Annotated in this window: 1 protein-coding gene; it reads left to right on the top strand. The window is 60.9% G+C overall.

Going from position 1 to position 1,353, the window contains the following annotated elements:
- Positions 1–23 precede the first annotated feature (23 nt).
- Positions 24–1,055, top strand: a complete 1,032-nt coding sequence (locus LPW30_RS15850; protein WP_239681360.1) for an IS110 family RNA-guided transposase — start codon at positions 24–26, stop codon at positions 1,053–1,055.
- Positions 1,056–1,353 lie beyond the last annotated feature (298 nt).

Genomic DNA, 1,353 nt, shown 5'->3' with positions numbered 1-1,353 from the left:
AGCAACATCAGGAGGGCCGAACCATGTCCATTTCAACCATTGGCATCGACATTGGCAAGAGCAAATTCCATGTATGCGCCCTGGATGAGCGAGGTCATGTAAAGTTTCGCAGGGCCTACTCGCGTTCGGGCCTCATACAGTTTCTGGCGAATACGCCCCCGGCCCGGGTGGCCACCGAAGCGTGCGCGGGCGCCCATTTCGTTGGCCGCAAGGCTCAATCCTTCGATCACGAGGCTCGGCTACTGCCGGGTCAGTACGTCAAGGCTTACGTGAAGTCCCAGAAAAACGACTTTGCCGACGCTGAGGCCATCGCCGAAGCATCCACCCGGCCCACCATGCGCTCGGTGCCGGTGAAGCCGGCCGATCGCCAGGCCCTGCAACTCCTGCACCGGCAGCGCAGCGCTTGGATCGGAGAGCGTACAGCCCTGGCCAATCGGATTCGCGCCATGCTGCTGGAATTCGGGATCACCATCCCGAAGAGCCTGTCCCAATTGCGCAGGCAACTGCCGTGTGTGCTCGAGGATGCTGAGAATGAACTGCCGGATCGGCTGCGTGAGCTTATCGTCGAACTGTGGGACGACATCACGCGGCTGGACAAGCGGCTCAAGAGGCTCGATAGCGAGCTCGAAACCCATGCACACGCGGATCCGCAGACACAACTACTGCTGAGCATTCCCGGGATTGGCCCCGTCATTGCGACGGCGCTGATCTCCGGCATCGGCGACGCCAGTACCTTTCGCAAAGGCCGGGATCTGGCGGCCTGGATGGGTTTGGTGCCCCGACAATACAGTACCGGTGGCCAAACCCGATTGCTCGGGATCGGCAAGCGGGGCAACGCACACCTACGCATGCTGCTCATCCATGGCGCCCGTGCCGTACTGCGCGTGGCCAGCAAACGTAGCGAGGATGATGGGCTCAGGCGTTGGGTCGAACGAGTCACCGCGCGCAAACACCCCAACGTGGCGGCCGTGGCGCTGGCCAACAAGATGGCGCGGATCGTCCATGCCGTGCTGCGTCACAATACACCCTTCAAGGCGCAGCTGATGGGCGCCTAAGCACAGGTTTCAAGGGAACAAACAACAACCATTTTCAAGAGGTTGAGTCCCACCGAGTGAATGCAAGCGCCGTTGATTGATGGCGGAAACAGGTTAGCGGCATACCGAGAGCCTAGGGGGAGAAGCGGCCCGAACAGAGGTCAATACCCTAGTCAGGAACGGTATGCGCGGATCTCCATCATGGCCCGGGGCCGTCCATGACGACCCCACCAAACAGAGGTCGGATACATTAACGCAATCCTGTCCCCGTCACGGCTCAAGGCACTTGCACCACAGGGGCGGACCATACATTCTCCCC

The sequence above is a fragment of the Ectothiorhodospira variabilis genome, assembly GCF_022227625.1.
GTDB classification, from domain to species: Bacteria; Pseudomonadota; Gammaproteobacteria; order Ectothiorhodospirales; family Ectothiorhodospiraceae; genus Ectothiorhodospira; species Ectothiorhodospira haloalkaliphila.
Note: the sequence above shows the minus strand (reverse complement) of the source record. Positions and strands in the feature narration are given on the sequence as shown.